18 protein-coding genes are annotated in these 18,971 nt (G+C 63.9%); 8 read left to right on the top strand and 10 right to left on the bottom strand.

The window, feature by feature from the left end; translation table 11 throughout:
* Nucleotides 1-48: 48 nt before the first annotated feature.
* Together PC358_RS11855 and PC358_RS11860 are read right to left on the bottom strand one after the other, a co-directional pair.
* Nucleotides 49-1,263 (bottom strand): hypothetical protein, encoded by a 1,215-nt coding sequence (locus tag PC358_RS11855; RefSeq protein WP_033699770.1) that lies wholly within the window; start codon nucleotides 1,261-1,263, stop codon nucleotides 49-51.
* 41 nt (nucleotides 1,264-1,304) lie between these two features.
* Nucleotides 1,305-1,754 carry a YcgN family cysteine cluster protein gene (locus PC358_RS11860; protein ID WP_033700206.1) on the bottom strand — a complete coding sequence of 150 codons (450 nt, stop codon included), beginning with the start codon at nucleotides 1,752-1,754 and terminating at the stop codon, nucleotides 1,305-1,307.
* Nucleotides 1,755-1,899: 145 nt separating this feature from the next.
* Between PC358_RS11860 and PC358_RS11865 the strand changes: the two genes are divergently transcribed.
* Nucleotides 1,900-2,493 (top strand): nitroreductase family protein, encoded by a 594-nt coding sequence (locus PC358_RS11865; protein WP_033699771.1) that lies wholly within the window; start codon nucleotides 1,900-1,902, stop codon nucleotides 2,491-2,493.
* A gap of 125 nt (nucleotides 2,494-2,618) precedes the next feature.
* Here PC358_RS11865 and PC358_RS11870 read toward each other — a convergent pair whose 3' ends face one another.
* The 4 genes from PC358_RS11870 to PC358_RS11885 all read right to left on the bottom strand — a co-directional run bounded on the left by PC358_RS11870 (nucleotide 2,619) and on the right by PC358_RS11885 (nucleotide 6,800).
* Nucleotides 2,619-3,551, bottom strand: a complete 933-nt coding sequence (locus PC358_RS11870) for a D-2-hydroxyacid dehydrogenase (protein ID WP_033699772.1) — start codon at nucleotides 3,549-3,551, stop codon at nucleotides 2,619-2,621.
* Nucleotides 3,552-3,630: 79 nt separating this feature from the next.
* Nucleotides 3,631-3,924: a YcgL domain-containing protein gene (locus tag PC358_RS11875; protein ID WP_033699773.1), complete on the bottom strand. Its 294-nt coding sequence runs from the start codon at nucleotides 3,922-3,924 to the stop codon at nucleotides 3,631-3,633.
* Nucleotides 3,921-5,054, bottom strand: a complete 1,134-nt coding sequence (rnd, locus tag PC358_RS11880) for a ribonuclease D (protein ID WP_033699775.1) — start codon at nucleotides 5,052-5,054, stop codon at nucleotides 3,921-3,923. Before rnd ends, PC358_RS11875 begins: the two co-directional genes overlap by 4 nt.
* Nucleotides 5,055-5,162: 108 nt before the next feature.
* A complete protein-coding gene (locus PC358_RS11885; protein WP_033699776.1) occupies nucleotides 5,163-6,800 on the bottom strand; it encodes a phosphoethanolamine transferase in 1,638 nt (545 codons plus the stop codon).
* 298 nt (nucleotides 6,801-7,098) lie between these two features.
* On the opposite strand from PC358_RS11885, the gene PC358_RS11890 reads away from it, so the two are divergent.
* Nucleotides 7,099-7,335: an HP1242/YdcH family protein gene (locus PC358_RS11890; RefSeq protein WP_033699777.1), complete on the top strand. Its 237-nt coding sequence runs from the start codon at nucleotides 7,099-7,101 to the stop codon at nucleotides 7,333-7,335.
* Nucleotides 7,336-7,403: 68 nt separating this feature from the next.
* Here the strand turns inward: PC358_RS11890 and PC358_RS11895 are convergent, their stop codons facing one another.
* Entirely contained in the window at nucleotides 7,404-8,588 is a 1,185-nt protein-coding gene (locus PC358_RS11895; protein ID WP_033699778.1) for a trans-sulfuration enzyme family protein, read from the bottom strand.
* A 128-nt stretch (nucleotides 8,589-8,716) separates the two neighbouring features.
* On the opposite strand from PC358_RS11895, the gene PC358_RS11900 reads away from it, so the two are divergent.
* On the top strand, nucleotides 8,717-9,178 hold the full coding sequence (locus PC358_RS11900) for an Lrp/AsnC family transcriptional regulator (RefSeq protein WP_033699780.1): 462 nt from the start codon (nucleotides 8,717-8,719) through the stop codon (nucleotides 9,176-9,178).
* 31 nt (nucleotides 9,179-9,209) lie between these two features.
* Here the strand turns inward: PC358_RS11900 and PC358_RS11905 are convergent, their stop codons facing one another.
* On the bottom strand, nucleotides 9,210-11,540 hold the full coding sequence (locus tag PC358_RS11905; protein WP_033699782.1) for an FdhF/YdeP family oxidoreductase: 2,331 nt from the start codon (nucleotides 11,538-11,540) through the stop codon (nucleotides 9,210-9,212).
* 219 nt (nucleotides 11,541-11,759) lie between these two features.
* Here PC358_RS11905 and moaA point away from each other — a divergent pair, with 219 nt between their 5' ends.
* The gene (moaA, locus tag PC358_RS11910) at nucleotides 11,760-12,764 is read left to right on the top strand and encodes a GTP 3',8-cyclase MoaA (RefSeq protein WP_033699783.1); all 1,005 of its coding nucleotides are present in this window, start codon (nucleotides 11,760-11,762) and stop codon (nucleotides 12,762-12,764) included.
* A gap of 20 nt (nucleotides 12,765-12,784) precedes the next feature.
* Entirely contained in the window at nucleotides 12,785-13,684 is a 900-nt protein-coding gene (locus tag PC358_RS11915; RefSeq protein WP_033699784.1) for a bestrophin family protein, read from the top strand.
* A 25-nt stretch (nucleotides 13,685-13,709) separates the two neighbouring features.
* On the opposite strand, the gene moaB is transcribed toward PC358_RS11915, so the two are convergent.
* Nucleotides 13,710-14,249, bottom strand: coding sequence for a molybdenum cofactor biosynthesis protein B (gene moaB, locus PC358_RS11920; protein WP_033699785.1), 540 nt, complete (start codon nucleotides 14,247-14,249; stop codon nucleotides 13,710-13,712).
* Between the two features lie 140 nt (nucleotides 14,250-14,389).
* Here moaB and PC358_RS11925 point away from each other — a divergent pair, with 140 nt between their 5' ends.
* Nucleotides 14,390-15,277 (top strand): LysR family transcriptional regulator, encoded by an 888-nt coding sequence (locus PC358_RS11925; RefSeq protein ID WP_033699786.1) that lies wholly within the window; start codon nucleotides 14,390-14,392, stop codon nucleotides 15,275-15,277.
* Here the strand turns inward: PC358_RS11925 and PC358_RS11930 are convergent.
* The gene (locus PC358_RS11930) at nucleotides 15,265-16,047 is read right to left on the bottom strand and encodes an AraC family transcriptional regulator (RefSeq protein ID WP_033699787.1); all 783 of its coding nucleotides are present in this window, start codon (nucleotides 16,045-16,047) and stop codon (nucleotides 15,265-15,267) included. The two genes, PC358_RS11925 and PC358_RS11930, sit on opposite strands and share 13 nt — an antisense overlap.
* A 319-nt stretch (nucleotides 16,048-16,366) precedes the next feature.
* Here PC358_RS11930 and PC358_RS11935 point away from each other — a divergent pair, with 319 nt between their 5' ends.
* On the top strand, nucleotides 16,367-17,983 hold the full coding sequence (locus PC358_RS11935) for an APC family permease (RefSeq protein ID WP_033699789.1): 1,617 nt from the start codon (nucleotides 16,367-16,369) through the stop codon (nucleotides 17,981-17,983).
* A gap of 28 nt (nucleotides 17,984-18,011) precedes the next feature.
* Nucleotides 18,012-18,938, top strand: coding sequence for a 4-hydroxyproline epimerase (locus PC358_RS11940; protein ID WP_033699791.1), 927 nt, complete (start codon nucleotides 18,012-18,014; stop codon nucleotides 18,936-18,938).
* The last annotated feature ends 33 nt before the right edge of the window (nucleotides 18,939-18,971 follow it).

Here is an 18,971-nt window from a genome sequence, read left to right on the forward strand (position 1 = left end):
TTACTTGGCCTGTGCCAGCCGGTTCGCGGGCACAGGCTACAGAGGCCTTTAGCGCAACGCCTTGCTCTGCAACACCTCGGACCGGCGCCCCAGCACGCTCTCGCTGATCTGCACGAACTCTTCGGTGCTTACGCTCGGCAAACGCATCAGCGCCCGCGCCACATCATCCAGCGAACGCTTGGCCTGGGTGTGGATGCGGATCTCCTTGTCCAGTGCCTGCAACAGCATCACCCCCCGGGCAACCTGAGCCGGGCTGGCCTGCTCGCCCTTGAGCTGCGTGACCTTGGCGCCTTGCTTGCTCAAGCGCGCCTGCCAGGCCTGGTAGCGGTCATCGCTTACCCCACCCGCTCTGCGTAGCAATTCGCTGGCGTAGTAGTCGGTCAGGCTCTCGACAAGCCAGTCATTGCCATCACGCCCATGGATCTGTGCAAACAGTTGCACCAGTTCGCGCAACAACGGGCTGCTGCCATTCTCGCTGATCATCGGCCGGGCACTGTGCAGATACAGCGACCCCTGCGCCGCCATCGCGCCACGCCACATGCCGTCACGGGCACCGACCAGCAGCAACTTCGGCGGGTTACGGGGGAACACCGCCTGCAACTGCGGCCAGACAAAGGTCAGCAAGGTCAGGCTGTCCATGCGCCGCATGCCCTGCCCGACCGGCGCGGCAACGGTGACTTCGGTTTCGCCCAGACGTGCACGGCGGCTGCCCAGGTCACCGGCTAGCATCCAGCCGGTGGGGCGGTCGAACAGGCGTGAAACGTTGTCGATGCGAAACTTGTCCTTGCCGACACGTGGCCAGGACGTTTCGATGCTCTTCCAGCCTTCGGGCAGGTCGAACCACAGGCGCGCCACCAGCTCGGTACCGTCCTGCTGGTCGAGGTGCGCAGGCGGCACCAACTGGTCACCGAGGAACAACGCCCAATGGGGCGTGATACGCGACGAGTAGGCGCCGCTGCGCAGCTGCTGGTCCAGCTGCACGCGGTAGCTGAGGCTGGTCTTGCCCGGCGCCGGGTGCCACACCCCGCGCGCGCCCTGCTCTGCCACCTGCCATTGGCCGTCGGCCTGAAAGCCGCTGTAGGTGCCGCCCTTGCCCAGGTCGAAATCCAGGCTGCGCACACTGCTGCCCTCAGCCAGGGTCAGGCGCACTTCAGCCTGGCCATTGGCGGGCAACAGACGCACGTGATAATCCAGGTCGACTTTCTTCGCCCAGGCCGGCGAACAGGCCACCAGGCTTAACAGCAGCAACAGCGGGCAACGCATACAGAAACTCCTTGTTTCCCAGAGGCGACGGGGCGCGCCGGTCAGCTGGCGCGAAAAATCAGATGGTCTTCCCAATCGTCCTCGTCGACATCATGCTCACTGAGCATACGCCCTGACTGGGAAATGCGCTGTTCATGGACCTGCTGGCGATCGCCGCAGATCAGGTGGTGCCAGTCCGGCAAGTCCTTGCCTTCGCTGACCAGGCGGTAACCGCAGGTGCTTGGCAGCCACTTGAACTGATCGGCCTTGCCCGGGGTGAGCTGGATGCAGTCGGGCACCTGGGCAAAGCGGTTGGGGTAATCGCTGCACTGGCAGGTGTTCAGGTCCAGCAGTTTGCAGGCGATGCGCGTGTAATAGATGCTGTTGTCGTCCTCGTCCTCAAGCTTTTGCAGGCAGCACAAACCGCAACCGTCGCAGAGCGATTCCCACTCTTGCGGGTTGAGTTGTTCGAGGGTCTTGCGCCGCCAGAACGGCGCGCTGTCAGCGATCATCACACGGGTTTCCTGCATTCATCTTCAATGGGCGGCGCGCGGCGGCGCCAGTCTAGAGCCTGGCCTTCGGCAAAGCCAGACCGCTTGTCAGTGACGACGGGACGCAGTAGCGTGCGGTTTTTCCCATCCTCTTGCAGGAGCAGCCATGAGCGCCACACCCCGTATTGCCGATTACGCGATCAACGAGCAGTTCATCAACCGCTGGTCGCCGCGCGCCTTCACTGCCGAGCCGATCAGCGAAGAGACCCTGCTGAGCTTCCTCGAAGCCGCGCGCTGGGCGCCGTCGGCGTACAACTCGCAGCCTTGGCGCTTCCTCTATGCCCGTCGCGATACGCCGAACTGGGAGCGCTACCTGAACCTGCTGGTGCCCTTCAACCGCAGCTGGGCGCAACAGGCTTCGGCGCTGGTGCTGATCATTTCCAAGACCACTTTCGCAGCGCCTGGCGCCGCGGAAGAGAGCCCGGCCCTGTGGCACACCTTCGATACCGGTTCCGCCTGGGGGCACCTGGCCCTGCAGGCCAGCATCAGTGGCTGGCACACCCACGGCATGGCCGGTTTCGACAAGGCACTGGCGCGTACCGAACTCAAAGTGCCTGAAGGTTACGAGCTGCATGCCATGATCGCGATCGGCAAGCTGGGCGACAAGGCGACCCTGGCCGAGGCACTGCAGGCGCGTGAGGTGCCAAGCCCACGCCGGCCGCTGAGCGAGCTGGCGGCTGAGGGTGATTTCAGCCTGTAAGCGCTTTATTGGCTGTACTGGCCTCTTCGCGGGGCAAGCCCGCTCCTACAGGCACTGAGCAAGTTGCAGAACTGCTCAGTACCTGCGGGCTTGCCCTGCGAAGAGGCCAGTAAAGCCACTGCACATCAGTAACCCCGGGTGAAATCCACTTCCCCGCGCAAGCCCTGCTCCGCCTCATATGCCCGCACATTCTCGACAAACAGCCGCACCATCGCCGCCGGCGAGGTGGGCGCCGAGCTGTGCCCGGTCAGCAGCAAGCCCAAGGCGGTCCAGAACGGGTGACGCTGGGGCAGCGGCTCCTGGCGGCACACATCGATTACCGCGCCCGCCAGGTGGCCTTGCTTCAGTGCTTCGACCAGGTCGCCATCGACCACCGCCACCCCGCGCCCGGCATTGATGAACAACGCACTGGGCTTGAAACGCTGGAACAGCGCCGCATCGTACAGATCATGGGTAGCCGGCGTGTCCGGCAGCAGGTTGATCACGTAATCGGCCCGCTCGACCCTGCTCGGCAGGTCCGCCAGCGCGGCCACTTCGGCGAACGGCGCCTGCTCACGGGCGCTGCTGGCAATACCGTACAGGGTTACCCCAAACGGCTGGAGAAACTCGGCTACCCGCTGGCCAATATCGCCGGTGCCGACGATCAACACCTGGCGCCCCTCCAGCGTGCCGCCCGGGCGGTCGTCCCAGCGCCGCTCCACCTGGCTCAGCAGGCGCGGCAGCACTTCGCGTTCATGGCCAAGCATGTAGGTGAGCATGTATTCCGCCATCACCTGACCAAAAATGCCCACCGCACGCGTCAAGCGATAATCCCGTGGCAAGCCGTCGGCCAGCAGCGGGGTAATGCCCGCCCAGGTCGACTGCATCCAGGCCGGCTTGTGGCCCTGGCGTAGCAGGCTCGCCAGTAAGTCAGGCTGACCCAGCCACACTGGGCACTGCGACGCCTGCAGCGCCAGTTCGGCAGAGTCGCTGCTGGTCAGGATTTCCAGGTCAGGGGCCGCCTGGCCCAACAACTGGGCGTAATGGGCATGATCCTGTTCGGCAATCAGAACGCGCATTCGTGAAAACAACCTTGGCAGACAACCAAAGCGGCCCGACGCGCGGGCCACTTGGCGAAAGAGGGGAACCAGGCCTGGGTCAGACCGGATCGTTACGGCGCAGCAGCTCTTCGGGCAGGTGCTCGATGTACTCGTCTTCGACCGGCGGCATCTGCAGGTGATAGCCCTGGTTGTCGAGGTTTTCCAGCACCTTGGCGATGTCCTCGCGCGCCAGCTTGCGCTCGGGGGTCAGCACCAGGTCGAAAGCATGCACGGGGGCGCCGAAGAACGGCAGCAGGGCCTCGGGCACGCGCTCCAGGCCTTCGGCCTTGAGCACATACAGGTACATTTCGTTCTTGCGGGGGCTCTTGTAGATCGAGCAGATACGTTTCATCGGGTTTCTCCGGCACCTGCCAGGTTGTCCAGCAGGGCCTGGCCCATACGCTCACGGCGCCAGCCGCGCAGCGAATCGGGCAGTTGATAGGGGCCGTTGGGGTAGCCGCTCTTGAGCAGGGCTTCCAGGGTTTTCTTGCGCAGCATCAGCTCGGGGGCTATGCCCAAGCGCTCGCCTTCGGCCTGGCCGATCGCGCGCAGCTGCTTGAGGATACCGGCAGCCTCGATCGGCAAGGGCTCGGGCAGGACCTGCGGCCACTGCTCGGCAGGCAGGCTGGCAGCCCGCTTGATCAGCTGAACGAGGAACTCACCGTCCTGACGGATGGTACGCGGGTGCATCTCGTCGATCTTGGCCAGCGCCGACAGGTTGGACGGCTGGGACTTGGCCATCGGCCACAGCGAGTGCTCCTTGAGGATGCGATTGCGCGGCACGTCGCGGTGGCGTGCCTCGCGCTCGCGCCAGGCACACAGCTCGCGCAACACCGCCAACTGCTGGGGCGCAAGCTTCCAGGCCAGCTTGACGTCGCGGTACAAGCTCTCGGGTTCGACCTCGCGGCGCAGTTGGGCAACCAGCTCGGCGCCGTCCTCCAGCACCCAGGCGTACTTGTCGTCGGACAGGCGCGGGCGCAGGGCGGTGAACAGCTCGGCCAGGTGCACGGCATCCTCGGCGGCGTAGCTGATCTGGGTTTCGGAAAGCGGGCGCTGCAACCAGTCGGAGCGGGTTTCACCCTTGGGCAGCTCGAGCCCCAGCACTTCCTGGACCAGGCGCGAATAACCCATGGAGAAGCCCAGGTTCAGGTAGCCGGCGGCCAACTGCGTGTCAAACAGTGGCTGTGGCAGCTTGCCGGTCAGGCGCAGCAACACTTCGAGGTCTTCGCTGCAGGCGTGCAGCACCTTGACCACGCCGCTGTCTTCCAGCAACTCGGCCAGGGGCTGCCAGTCCTTGATCAGCAGCGGATCGATCAGAAAGGCGCGTTGGCCGTCGCCAATCTGGATAAGCCCCGCCTTGGGGTAGAAGGTGTCTACCCGCATGAATTCGGTGTCGAGCGCTACGAAGGGCAGTTCGCGCCAGCTTCGGCAGAGTTCGGCCAGGGTCTGGTCGTCACGGATCCAGTGTATTTCGATGGCCACGAGGCTCTCCCACTAACATTGGCGCGCAGTATATACGGCGCGGGCACTGCGGGTGAAACCTGCGCCATCCTTGGAATAGATAAACGGTGGTATGCAGGCCATTGGCAGTCAACGCTTGGCTGCCAGCCAAGGCCGGCAGCTGGCGAACATGTCCAGCGACTGCTGGTAGACCTCGGTGCGCACCTGCAACAGGCCAAGCATCGAGTGGAACAGGTTGTCCTGGGACAGCGGTGCGTCGCTGAGCTTGGCCAGGCAGTCGGTGTCCAGGCCAAAATCTTCGCGGTAGCTGTCCGAAAACCAGGTCAGCAACGGCACGTGTTTCTGTTGCTCAGGCGCCAGCATGTAGGGGGTGCCATGCAGGAACAGGTTGTATTCGCCCAGCGATTCGCCATGGTCGGACAGGTAGATCATGGCGGTATCGACCTTGTCCTGCTTGCTGCGCAGGGTATCGATCAACATGGCCAGGACCTTGTCGGTGTAGGCCAGGGTGTTGTCGTAGCCGTTGACGATCTCCTGCTGGCTGCACTGGTTAAGGGCATTGCTGTGGCACACCGGCGTGAACCGCTCGGTTTGCGCCGGGTAACGCTTGAAGTACTCGGGGCCATGGCTGCCCATCTGGTGCAGCACCAGCACGGTATCCTTGTCAAGGTTGTCGAGCAGCTCGGCCAAACCCTGCAACAGAATCTCATCATGGCATTCACCATGGGCACACAGGGCCGGGTCGGTGAGGTTGCTGACATCGATGAACTGCACCCGATCACAGGTACCCTTGCAGCCCGACTGGTTGTCGCGCCACTGCACGGCCAGGCCTGCGCGCTGGAGGATGTCGAGCAGCCCTTCACGGTTCTTGGCGACGCGCGCGTCGTACTCCTTACGGCCCATGCCCGAGAACATGCACGGCACCGACACCGCCGTCTCGGTACCGCACGAATGCACGTCGGAAAACGCCAGCAGGCCCTGCTCCTTGGCAAGGTTTGGCGTGGTGTCGCGGGCATAGCCGAGCACACCAAAGTTTTCTGCACGCGCGCTCTCACCCACCACCAGCACGGTCAACGACTTACGGGCGTGCTGCTGCCAGGCTGCATCGCGCCGGGCATCTTCACCGTAAGGCTGGAATGGCCGGGCGGCCGTGCCCACACGTTCACTGACATAACCAATGGAGGCGCCGACGATATTGCTCGGCGTCAGCATCAGGCGCAGTTCGTGGTGATTGCGAAACAGCGAAGACAACCCCTGATAGTTGACCAGCGCCACCGACCCCAAGGCCACCACGCAGGCGCCGCTTACCACCAGCTTGCCCAGCAGTTCGCGGTGCCAGGCGCGGTAGGCGATCGGCGCCTTCCACAAAAGCACCGAAGGCAAAATACCCAACCCCAGGATATACAAGGCACACTTCAGCGAGAGCAAGTCGCGCACTTCCGTGACATTGGTTTCGGCGATATTACGGAACATACCGGCATCAATAAGTACACCGTACTGATTCATGAAGTAAGCGACACCTGCACCACTCATGAACAAGAGGATCAGCACCGGTTTCAACACAAACCGGAAGGCAAACAAGGTCAAGATCAAATTAAACGCGAACAGCATCAGCACAGCAAACGCCAGGCTCAGCCAAAGCCCCGGCAGCCCTGGCGGAACCACCTGTTCCAGGTGTTGCCAGAGAAAGACATTGAAGCCGATCAGCAGGTACAGGCTGGCCAGCAGCGTGACCCATTCAGTCCGCAGGGATTTGACGTTGAGCATCAGGGTTCGCAATCAAGAGTGAGTATCAGCCCGTGGGCCTGTGCGGCACCGGGGGAACGTTGGCTGAACTCTAGAAAGGGCACCATCAATGTTTCGTGAAAAAGACGCCAACAAAACAGTGAGCGGGCATCTTTATCACATTAAATGAAGTTCATTCAGCCGCCATTCAGCCAGGCAGGCGAAGCTTGGCGTACGGCTCACAGGGGGATGCGACAGCCTACCCCAGCCCCCCCTCGGCGCAAAGGCGACTATCCTCAAAAGTCAGGACCATTCGCCAACCCCCAAGAGAGGTGAAGAAATGCCCGTTCCGCACGATCTGCTCGCTGACCTGAACATCACTGCCGACGACTTCCAGATGCGCATTGACAAGGACCATGACCTGCACAAACTGCACAAGGAGTACAACGCCAAGGACAAGGAAGTGCTGGCCGCCGAGGGCAACGCCAGCACCGATGACACCGTCACCCGTTTGCGCAAGGAGCGGCTGTTGATCAAGGACAAGATCGAACGCATCGTTCATCCGCCCAAAGCCTGACCCACACAACCTGAATTTGAATGCGCCGGCCTGTTCGCAGGGCAAACCCGCGAACAGGCCGGCAACCCTCACACCGCTGCCGACGCCCGCAGCGCGCAGTCCAGGTCCTCGATCAGGTCGCGGTAGTCTTCGATCCCCACCGACAACCGCAGCAGGTTCTCACCGATCCCCATCTCGCCTTTCTGCTCCGGGCTCAGCGAGTTGTGCGACATGCTCCAGGAGTGGTTGATCATGCTTTCCACCCCGCCCAGCGAGTCGGCCAGCACAAAGATCTGCAAGGCCTCTACCAGGCGATTGAGCGCGGCCCGGTCGCCGCCCTTGACCTTCATTGCCACCACGGCCCCGCCCGCGCGCATCTGGCGCTTGCACAGGTCATGCTGCGGGTGGCTTTCAAGCCCCGGGTAATAGACCTGTTCGATCTGCGGGTGGCTTTCGAGAAAACGCGCCACCTGCAGGGCATTGGCGCACTGGCGCTCCATGCGCACATCCAGGGTCTTCAGGCCGCGCAGCGCCAGGTAGCAGTCGAACGGCCCCTGGATGGCCCCGACCGCCATGCTGATCTTGCGCAAACGCGCCAGCAGTGCGTCATTGGCCGCTACCACCACACCGCCGGTGAGGTCGGAGTGGCCGCCGATGTATTTGCTTGCCGAGTGCATCACCAGGTCCACGCCCAAGGTGATCGGCCGCTGGTTCCAGGGCGAGCAGAAGGTGTTGTCGATGCAGGTGAGGATACCGCGCGCACGCGCCAGGTCGCAGACCGCCTTGATATCGACCAGGTGCAGCAGCGGGTTGGTCGGTGATTCTATCCAGATCAGCTGGGTTTGCGGGCGTATCGCCGCAGCCACGGCCTGCAGGTCGTTGAGGTCGACGTAGGTGGTGGTCAGCCCCGACGTATGGCTGCGGTAGTCCTCCAGGATACGGAAGGTGCCGCCATAGACACCGTTCATCACCACCACGTGGGCATCCTTGGGCAACAGTTCGAGCACCGTCGCGGTGGCGTTCACGCCAGAGGCACAAGCCACCGCGCCAACGCCTTCTTCCAGCGCCGCCACACAGCTCTCGTAGGCATGCCGGGTCGGGTTGCCGACACGGCTGTAGGCATACTCGGGGTTATCGTCGAGGCTGCGCTTGATGTAGGAACTGGCGGTATAGATGGGCGGGAAGATCGCGTTGTCGGCAACGCTATGCTGTTCGCCGGCGTGGATGGTGCGGGTGGCGAAATTACGCGGCTTGTCGGACATGATCCGGTCCATTGACTGAATAGAGCCTGCAACTATCGCACAACCGCCGCGCTCGGCAAGGGCGCGCAGCAAGGGGGATTAATTTCCTGCATTCTGGCGTAATCTGGAGAAGAATTTTCTACAGCCAGCCTTCTATCGATATGGACAGTTTCGACCAGCACATCCTCACCCTGCTCCAACGCGACGCGTCGGTTTCCCTCAAGGACCTGGCCGAGGCGGTCAACCTGTCGACCACGCCCTGCTGGAAGCGGGTCAAGCGCCTGGAAGAAGACGGCTACATCGTCGGCCGTGTCGCGTTGCTCGACCCCACGCGCCTGGGGCTGGGCCTGACCGTGTTCGTCCAGCTCAAGACCCAGCGCCACGACAGCGCCTGGCTGGAGCAATTCGCCGCCACCGTGACCAGTTTCGAAGAGGTGATGGAGTTCTACCGCATGTCCGGGGACTGGGACTACATGCTGCGGGTGGTGGTGGGTGATATCGCCGCCTATGACCGGTTCTACAAGAAGCTGATCACTCGCACGGATGGGCTTTCCAACATCACCTCGAGTTTTGCCATGGAGCAGATGAAGTACACCACGGCGTACCCCGTGCACCGCCCCTGACGGGATGCTGGAGGCCCTTCCAGGCCACCGATCAATCCGCCGCCAACACCGCCTCGATCCGGTTCCCGGCCTTGGCCTTCTCTAGCTTGATGGCCACAAACTTCGACGTCGGCGTATACGTCCCCTCGCCATAACTCTCCAGCGGCACCAACGGATTGGTCTCCGGGTAATAGGCCGCCGCCTGCCCCTCGGGCACGTCATACGCCACCAGGCGGAACCCCGACACCCGCCGCTCGCGACCATCCTCCCACAGCGACACCAGGTCAACATGCTCGCCGGGCTCAAAGCCCAGGCGGCGAATGTCGGCCTCATTGACGAAGACCACCTCGCGCAGGCCGAACACCCCGCGGTAGCGGTCGTCCAGGCCATACAGCGTGGTGTTGTACTGGTCGTGCGAACGCAAGGTCTGCAGGATCAGGTCCGGTTTGTCGCCACGGGCCAGCACCTGGGCATTGACCAGTTGCTCCGGCAACTGGCTGGCACTGAAACGCGCCTTGCCGGTCGCGGTGCGCCAGTTGCGATCCGCCGCATTGTTGCCCAGGTGGAACCCACCCGGGTGCTGCAGGCGCGCATTGAAGTCGGCAAAACCCGGGATCACGTCAGCGATCATGCTGCGGATGCGGCCGTAGTCGGCAATGGCGTATTCCCAGTCGATCGGCTTCTTGCCCAAGGTCGCCTGGGCCATGCCGGCAACGATCGCCGGCTCCGAACGCAGGTGCGGCGAACGTGGGCGCAGCTGGCCGTGGGAGATGTGCACCATGCTGAAGGTGTCCTCCACGGTGACACCCTGCGGCCCGCTGGCCTGCAGGTCGATTTCGGTACGGCCCAGGCACGGCAGAATCAGCGCATCGCGGCCGGTGACCAGGTGCGAGCGGTTGAGCTTGGTGGAAATCTGCACGGTCAGTGCGCAATTGCGCAGGGCCGCATGAGTGCGCGGGGTGTCCGGCGTGGCCTGGGCGAAGTTGCCGCCCAGGGCGATGAAGACCTTGGCCTGCCCTTCTTCCATGGCTTTGATCGCCAGCACCGCGTTATGCCCGTGGGCACGTGGCACACGGAACTGGAAGCGTTCTTCCAGGGCGTCGAGCAAGCCGGCCTTGGGCTTCTCGTCGATGCCCATGGTGCGGTCGCCTTGCACGTTGCTATGGCCACGCACCGGCGACAGGCCGGCACCCGGTTTGCCCACGTTGCCGCGCAGCAGCTGCAGGTTGACGATTTCCTGCACGGTGGCCACCGAATGGCGGTGCTGGGTGATGCCCATGGCCCAGCACATGATGACCCGTTCGGCCTTGCGGTACATGCGCGCGGCCAACTCGATCTCGGCCTGGGTCAGCCCCGACTGCTCGACGATATGCGCCCAGGCGGTGGCATCCACCGCCGCCAGGTAGGCATCGACGCCACTGGTGTGCTCGACGATGAAGGCATGGTCGAACACGGCCGGCTCACCCTTGGCCTGGGCCTCGCGCTCCCACTGCAGCAGGTACTTGGCGATGCCGCGCATGGCCGCCATGTCGCCGCCCAGGGCCGGGCGGAAGTAAGCGGTGTTGGTCGGCTCGGAGCCGTTGCTGAGCATCTCGAATGGGTGCTGCGGGTGCTGGAACCGTTCCAGGCCACGCTCTTTCAGCGGGTTGAAGCAGACCACCTGGGCGCCCCGCTTGACCGCCTCGCGCAGCGGTTCGAGCATGCGCGGGTGGTTGGTGCCGGGGTTCTGGCCGATGACGAAGATGGCGTCGGCCAGCTCCAGGTCATGGAACACCACCGTGCCCTTGCCCACGCCGAGGGTTTCCGACATGCCCACCCCGCTGGCCTCGTGGCACATGTTCGAGCAGTCGGGGAAGTTGTTGGTGCCGTAGGCGCGGACGAACAGTTGGTACAGGAACGCCGCTTCGTTGCTGGCCCGCCCCGAGGTGTAGAACTCGGCCTGATCGGGCGAGTCCAGTGCCTGCAGGTGCTGGGCGATCAGGGCGAAGGCGTCTTCCCAGGAGGTTTCGACGTAGTGGTCGGTGGCCGCGTCGTAGCGCATCGGGTGGGTCAGCCGGCCTTGGAATTCGAGCCAGTAGTCGGTCTGCTCGGCCAGCGCGCTGACGCTGTATTTGGCGAAGAATGCCGGGTCTACCGAGCGGCCGGTAGCCTCCCAGTTGACCGCCTTGGCGCCGTTCTCGCAGAACTTGACCATGTCGTTTTCCGGCGACTCGCCCCAGGCGCAGCCTGGGCAGTCGAAGCCGCCGTTCTGGTTGGTCTTGAGCATGGCCCGCAGGTTCTTGAAGGCGTTTTCGCTGCCCAGCCAGCTTTTGGTCACGCTCTTGAGCGCACCCCAGCCGGCGGCGGCGCCTTTGTAGTCCCTGATGTGTTCGTCCTGGCTCATGCGGTGAATCCTCACGCTCGGTGTTTTTTCCAGACTATTGAGCGTGGGGTGGGGGCGTCCAATCGAAAGATCTTACGGCGTGATAAGCCGTTTCGATCATGGGGGGCTGGCCCAGCAGCCGTGATAGAGCATATTGATCATTCGGTCGGGGAAAGCAATTTGACGGGGGTGCACCCAGGTTATAGCTTGGAGATGAGTCCAACCCATTCGAGCACAATCGTGGAACAGAACAGCCGGGCCCTGATCGACGGCTTCAACCGGAAAATCGACTACCTGCGTATGTCGGTCACCGACCGCTGCGACTTCCGCTGCGTCTACTGCATGGCCGAAGACATGCAGTTTCTGCCACGCCAGCAGATCCTCAGCCTCGAAGAACTGTTCCAGGTGGCCGAGCGCTTCGTCGCCCTGGGCACCCGCAAAATCCGCCTGACCGGGGGCGAGCCGCTGGTACGCCAGGGCATCGTCGAGCTGTGTGGGCGCATCGCCGCCCTGCCCGGCCTGCGCGAACTGTGCCTGACCAGCAACGGCTCGCAGCTCGGGCGCCTGGCCCAGCCGCTGTTCGACGCCGGCGTATCGCGCCTGAACATCAGCCTCGACAGCCTGGACGCCGGGCGCTTCAAGCAGCTGACCCGCACCGGCGACCTCAACCAGGTCATCGCCGGCATCGACGCCGCACGCAAGGCAGGCTTTGAAAAGACCAAACTCAACTGCGTGGTGCTCAAAGGCCGCAACGATGACGAGCTGGTCGACCTGGTGCGCTTTGCCATCGACCGCGAGCTGGACATCACCTTCATCGAAGAAATGCCCCTGGGTGAAATCAGCGAACACCAGCGCGGTGAGTCGTTCTACTCCAGCGACCAGGTGCGTGACCGCCTGGCCGAGCAGTTCACCCTGATCGAGTCCACCGAGTCGTCCCAAGGCCCGGCCCGTTACTGGCGCCTGGCCGAAGCGGCACACACCCGGGTGGGCTTCATTTCGCCGCACAGCCACAACTTCTGCGCCACTTGCAACCGCGTGCGCCTGACCGTCGAAGGCCGCCTGCTGCTGTGCCTGGGCAACGAGCATTCGGTGGACCTGAAACAGGTCCTGCGTGCCCACCCTGGCGATGCCGCGCGGCTGGAAAAAGCCATCCGCGACTCGCTGCACCTCAAGCCCTACCGCCATCACTTCGAAGTGGGCGGTGAGGTGCAGATTCTGCGCTTCATGAACATGACCGGCGGCTGATTGGCTGCCTCTGGATTTCCATGATCGTCCACCCCCGCCCCGATGTGCTGCGCGTGCTGTTCACCCTCAAGGGTTCGATCGTCAAGCGCATTGCCCTGCGCTGCCTGATGGTCACCGTGCTGGCCGCGCTGATCGTGCTGGTCGAGCGGCATTTCCCGGCGTTCTTCTACCCGGTCAGCGCCACTCCGTTCACCTTGCTCGGCCTGTCGCTGTCGATTTTCATGAGTTTTCGCAACAACGCCTGCTACGACCGCTGGTGGGAGGGCCGCAAGGCCTGGGGCAAGCTGATCATCGAGACCCGTTCATTCGTGCGCGAGAGTGTGGTGATCGCCGACCCGGCGCTGCGTGCCGAGCTGCTGCGCAACCTGTGCGGCTTTGCCCATGCGCTCAATGCCCGGCTGCGCAACGAGGATGACCTGGCCGCTGCCCGACCTTGGCTGGCCAGCCCGGCTGCAATCAGCCCGCATAACGTGTGCAACAGCATCCTGAGCGAGATTGGCGGGCACTGTTCGCGGCTGGCCGAGCAACAACAGATCAGCGATTGGCGCTACAGCGTGCTGGAGCAGCGCCTGGTGGGCCTGTCGGAAGTACAGGCCACCTGCGAACGCATCAAGGGCACGCCGCTGCCGTTCCCCTACACCCTGTTGCTGCATCGCACCATCTACATCTTCTGCCTGCTGCTGCCGTTCGCCTTGGCCGAACCGCTGGGCTGGCTGGCGCCCTTGTTCACCACCATCGTCGGGTATACGTTTTTCGGGCTGGATGCGATTGGCAATGAGCTGGAAGACCCGTTCGGGCGGGATGAGAACGACCTGCCCACCGATGCGCTGGTGCGTACCGTGGAGCGCGATGTGCTGGCGGGGTTGGGGGTAACGCCACTGCCACCGGCTTTGGAGCCGGTGGGGTATGTATTGAGCTGAGGGTTTTCTGCTTTCTGGCTGGCCGTTACCCTCGGCTGGCACAAGCCTCGACGGGCTTCAGGTGCGGCACGAAATTGCACGGCCGGTGCCGCGCATCCAGCTGCTCCGCCAGGATCCCTTCCCATGCCGTGCGGCACGCGCCGGTGGAGCCCGGCAGGCAGCACACCAGGGTACCGTTGGCCAATCCGGCCAAAGCGCGGCTCTGAACGGTCGAGGTGCCGATATCGAGAATCGACAACGCCCGGAACAGTTCGCCAAAGCCATCAATACGTTTGTCCAGCAGGCATTCAACCGCTTCCGGCGTACTGTCACGCCCGGTAAAGCCGGTGCCGCCGGTGATCAGCACCACCTGCACCTGCTCCTCGGCAATCCAGGTAGCGACCTGGGCGCGGATCTTGTACAGGTCGTCCTTGAGCAACGCCCGTGCCACCAGGCGGTGGCCGATCTCCACCGAGCGGCTGGCCAGCAGCTCGCCGGAGGTGTCGTTGTCGTAGGTGCGGGTGTCGCTGACGGTCAGCACGGCGATATTGAGCGGTACGAAGACCGCGTCGGGTTTGACGCTCACGTGGGCTACTCCTGAAAGGGCATTGTCACCACGCTAGAGGCATGGCCTGGGGGCGTCCAATCGATATGGCGTACCGGGTGATCAATGACATCTATCGCTGACTTGGTTAAGGTCAGCACAACCAGACGCCAGGCACTCCCATGGACATCAAGCAACTCAAGTTCCTCATCGCGCTCGACCAGACCCGCCACTTCGGCCAGGCCGCAGCGCTGTGCCACATCACCCAGCCGACGCTGTCGATGCGCCTGCGCAACCTGGAAGACGAACTGGACCTGGTGCTGGTCAAGCGCGGACAGCGCTTCGAAGGGTTTACCGAGGCCGGCGAACGCATCCTGGCCTGGGCTCGCACCCTACTGGCCGCCCACGACGGCCTGCAGGCCGAAGCCGCCAGTTGCCGTGGCCAGGTGGTCGGTAGCCTGCGCCTGGGCACGGTGCCGCTGGCCAGCTTCAACCCGATGCAATTGCTGCTGCCACTGCGCGAAAAATACCCCGAGCTGCAGTTTCAGCTCAGCTCGCACAGCACCGAACAGATCATGGATGGCCTGAGCCGCAACCAGCTCGACCTGGGCATCTGCTACCTGGACCAGGTCAACGCCAGTTTCTTCGAAGTGATCGAGCTGGGCACCACCACCATGGGCCTGCTGCACGACACCCGGCACTTCCAGTTCGAGGCCGACAGCCTGCGCTGGGAGGAGCTCGGCGAGATCCCCCTGGGCCTGCTGAGCAAAGGCATGCACTACCGTCAGTCGCTGGACCTGAGTTTTCGCAGCCGCAGCCTGGAGCCCAACGCCGTGCTGGAAAGCGACTCAAGCTTCCAGCTGATCCAGGCCATCAACACCGGCGTGTGCTGCGCGATCATGCCACTCGATTGCGGGCTGGAAGACTTGAGCGACCACATGCGCATACTGCCCATCGTCGATGCCAGCATCCACAGCCCGGTGGGCCTGCTGCTGCGCCGCAGCGAGCCACGTTCGGCAATTGCCGAGCAGTGCTTTGACGAGGCCCGTGCCCTGTTTCAAGCCCCCTGAGCCGCCGTCGCCTGGCGGTACTGGCGCGGGGTGAAGCCGGTCAGTTGCTTGAACTGCCGGCTGAAGGCGCTGTGGTCGGTGTAGCCGCAGCGCATCGCCACGTCGGTGATCGGCAGGTCCGAATGCAGCAAGCGATGGGCATGCTCCAGGCGCGCTTTGTGGATCATCTGCCGCGGCGTGAGGTGGAACACCCGCTTGCAATAGCGCTCCAGTTGCGCCACGGAAATACCCGCGATGCGGGTCAGTTCACCCATGCTGATCGGCTGGTGAAAGTGCTGGCGAATATGCTCATCCACGGCGGCCAGGCGCTGGTAAGCGGGATGGGTGTCGGCGGCTGACTGCAGGTCGACCGAGATGCCCACCAAGCCGATGATGGCGCCTTGCGGGTTATACAGCGGCCGCTTGTGGGTCAGGCACCAACCGGGCTCGCGGCTGCCGTACAGGTGCAGTTCGAGCTGGTCTTGCAGCACCAGGCCATCTTTGAGTACGCGGCGGTCCTGCTCGGTGTAGCCGGGGCCCAGTTGCGCCGGGAAGACTTCGGCGCTGGTCTTGCCCAGCAACGGCTGCAGGCGCTTGAGGCCACAGCGCTGGACCAAGGTGTCGTTGGCCAGCACGTAGCGGGCGTCGGGGTCCTTGATGAAGATCGCGGCGTTGGGGATGGCGTCGAGGATCGGCAGCAGCAGGGAGACCCCGGCGAGCAGCGCCTCCAGGGTGGCGGGGCGGTGCGGGTCGAAGCACTGATACAAGGTTGCCAGGGGGTGATCTGTCATCTCGCTTCTCGGGGGCGACGCTATTGACCACCTGTGGGAGCGGGCTTGCCCCGCGAAGGCGCCAGAAGCGTCACTGCTCCTCGCCAGCCCACAGCCGGTATGGCTTCCAGCCTATCCGCCCGCCCCCGCCAGCCGCCAGCTTTTTCTGCAACTGTGCCGATTTCGTCATCCCCCTTGCAGAAAACCATCAAGAACCGACGCCCCGATCGGTCCACTCTATGCCCCACGCAAGCCGCCCAAGACCTACAAGAGCGCGGCCCAAAAGCCGCATCTCGTGACATCAGACCTGCCTATCCAAAACCTACAAAAAGGCGCACCCATGTCAGGTAAATTCAAAAAACAGCTGTCATTGCTGGACCTCACCTTCATCGGCCTAGGCGCCATCTTTGGCTCCGGCTGGCTGTTCGCTGCCAGCCACGTCTCGGCCATCGCCGGCCCCGCCGGTATCCTCTCCTGGTTCCTCGGCGGTTTCGCCGTGCTGTTGCTGGGCATCGTCTACTGCGAGCTCGGCGCCGCCCTGCCCCGCGCCGGTGGCGTGGTGCGTTACCCGGTGTACTCCCACGGCCCGCTGCTCGGCTACCTGATGGGCTTCATCACCCTGATCGCTTTCTCCAGCCTGATCGCCATCGAAGTGGTCGCTTCGCGCCAATACGCCGCTGCCTGGTTCCCCGAACTGACCAAGGCCGGCTCCAGTGACCCGAGCGTGCTCGGCTGGTTGGTGCAGTTCGCGCTGCTGGGGCTGTTCTTCGTGCTCAATTACCGCAGTGTGAAGACCTTTGCCAAAGCCAACAACCTGGTCAGCGTGTTCAAGTTCATCGTGCCTTTGCTGGTGATCGGCGTGCTGTTCACCTTCTTCAAGCCGGCAAACTTCGAAGTCCAGGGTTTTGCGCCCTACGGCCTGTCCGGTGTGGAAATGGCCGTGTCGGCCGGCGGCATCATCTTCGCCTACCTGGGGCTGACGCCGATCATCTCGGTGGCCAGTGAAGTGAAGAACCCGCAGCGCACCATCCCGATTGCGCTGATTCTTTCGGTGCTGCTGTCCACTGCGATCTACGCCTTGCTGCAACTGGCGTTTCTCGGCAGCGTGCCGACCGAAATGCTGGCCAACGGCTGGGCCGGGGTGACCAAGGAACTCGCCCTGCCCTACCGTGACATCGCCCTGGCCCTGGGCGTGGGCTGGCTGGCCTACCTGGTGGTGGCCGACGCGGTGATCTCGCCCAGCGGCTGCGGCAACATCTACATGAATGCCACCCCGCGGGTGATCTATGGCTGGGCGCAGACCGGCACCTTCTTCAAGTTCTTCACGCGCATCGACGAGCAGTCCGGCATCCCCCGCCCGGCCCTGTGGCTGACCTTCGCCCTGTCGGTGTTCTGGACCCTGCCGTTCCCCTCCTGGGAAGCGCTGATCAACGTGGTGTCGGCGGCACTGGTGCTGAGCTATGCCGTGGCCCCGGTCACCGTCGCCGCGCTACGCCGCAACGCCCCTGACATGCCGCGCCCGTTCCGGGTCAAGGGCATGAGCGTACTCGGCCCGCTGTCGTTCATCATCGCCGCGCTGATCGTCTACTGGTCTGGCTGGAACACCGTGTCGTGGCTGCTGGCCCTGCAAATCGTGATGTTCGTGCTGTACCTGCTGTGCGCCCGCTCCGTGCCCACCCAGCACCTGTCCCTTGGCCAGCAAGTGCGCTCGTCGGCCTGGCTGATCGGCTTCTATGCCGTGACCATCCTGCTCTCCTGGCTGGGCAGCTTCGGTGGCCTGGGCGTGATTGGCCATCCACTCGACACCGTGGCCGTCGCGGCCTGCGCCCTGGGCATCTACTACTGGGGCGCGGCCACCGGCGTGCCGGCCCATCTGGTGCGCCTGGATGGCGAAGATGAAAGCGAAGCCAGCGCCGACACCCACCTGGGCCACCGCCCTGCCGCCGTCGCCTCCTGACCTCGGCCTCTACCCAAGGGACATGCCCATGAAACACATTCACGTCATCGACTCGCATACCGGCGGCGAACCGACCCGCCTGGTGATGAAAGGCTTCCCGCAGCTCAATGGCCACACCATGGCCGAACAGCGCGACGAACTGCGCGAGCTGCACGACCCCTGGCGCCGCGCCTGCCTGCTGGAGCCACGCGGCAACGATGTACTGGTGGGCGCGCTGTACTGCCCACCGGTGTCGGAGGGCGCCACCTGCGGGGTGATCTTCTTCAACAACGCCGGCTACCTGAACATGTGCGGCCACGGCACCATCGGCCTGATCGCCTCGCTGCAGCACCTGGGGCTCATCGCACCGGGCGTGCACAAGATCGACACGCCGGTCGGCCAGGTCAGCGCCACCCTGCATGAAGACGGCGCGGTCACCGTAGGCAACGTGCCGGCCTACCGCTATCGCCAGCAGGTGCCGGTCGAGGTACCGGGCCATGGTGTGGTGCACGGCGATATCGCCTGGGGCGGCAACTGGTTCTTCCTGGTGTCCGAGCACGGCCAGCGCATTGCGATGGACAACGTCGAGGCGCTCACCGATTACACCTGGGCAATGCTCAAAGCCCTGGAGGCCCAGGGCATCACCGGCGAGAACGGCCAGCCGATCGACCATGTCGAGCTGTTTGCCGATGACCCCGACGCCGACAGCCGCAACTTCGTCATGTGCCCCGGCAAGGCCTACGACCGCTCCCCCTGCGGCACCGGCACCAGCGCCAAGCTGGCCTGCCTGGCCGCCGACGGCAAGCTCGACGAGGGCCAGACCTGGGTCCAGGCGAGCATCACCGGCAGCCAGTTCCAGGGCCGCTACGAACGCGAAGGCGAGCGTATTCGCCCGTTCATCACCGGCCGCGCCTACATGACCGCCGACAGCACCTTGCTGATCGACGAACAGGACCCTTTCGCCTGGGGCATCTGACCCGCCCAGGCCTTTTATTCGCCCCCCCCTACT

Source organism: Pseudomonas capeferrum (assembly GCF_000731675.1).
GTDB classification, from domain to species: Bacteria; Pseudomonadota; Gammaproteobacteria; order Pseudomonadales; family Pseudomonadaceae; genus Aquipseudomonas; species Aquipseudomonas capeferrum.